At 30.9% G+C, this 683-nt stretch carries 1 protein-coding gene; it reads left to right on the forward strand.

What is annotated here, in order from left to right:
* Nucleotides 1-683: hypothetical protein (locus tag KPL44_RS25100; protein ID WP_216256128.1), on the forward strand; the 683-nt coding region annotated here is incomplete at both ends.

A 683-nucleotide genomic window follows, 5' to 3' on the forward strand; every position in this document is an offset into this window, starting at 1 on the left:
AACCTTTCTTCTTTTAAAACAGGAGATTTGGTATCTGTAATGTTAGGACATGATGGCAAGGTAGTTGGTATAAAAAGCATAGAACAGAAAATTGGTAGTATGGGAGAATATTTAATACTTGGAAATCTTAAGACTTCAGACAAGTTAGCTGATAATCAAGTTATTACGGATAAAGGGACTTTAACCGTAAAGGATGGACTAACTCCTCTAGAAATTGGTGTTAAATACCAGTTATATGTTAGTGATACTATGATTACTAAAATTGATAGAAAAGAAAATTCTACAGAAAAATACTCTGTAACTAGTGTAGCAAGCTCTTTAATAGCTTATACGGATGATGCGGGCACAGCTAAAACCATGACGCTTCCCAAAGCTTCTTTATATTATTATCATGGAGTGTCTGTGGATTATGAAGTTGCAGCCAAAGCTGTGAGAGCATATTCTTCAATTATTTTAACAAAAAAAAGCGATAATGTAGGATATGATTATGCTGTTATAGTTGATGCAAATTTCGGCGAACCTCAGGTCTATAAAGCTGACAACGTTAAACTTATAAATCAGTTTAAGAATACAAAGTATAATTATATTTATAGAAATGCAAATATACAAGAAACTGATTTAAATGCTTATGATGTAGTTTATTTTGTATCAGATATATGGAATAAAAATACATTTGTTTATGT

The sequence above is a fragment of the Clostridium sp. DSM 17811 genome, from assembly GCF_018861905.1.
Lineage (GTDB): Bacteria > Bacillota > Clostridia > Clostridiales > Clostridiaceae > Clostridium_AD > Clostridium_AD frigoriphilum.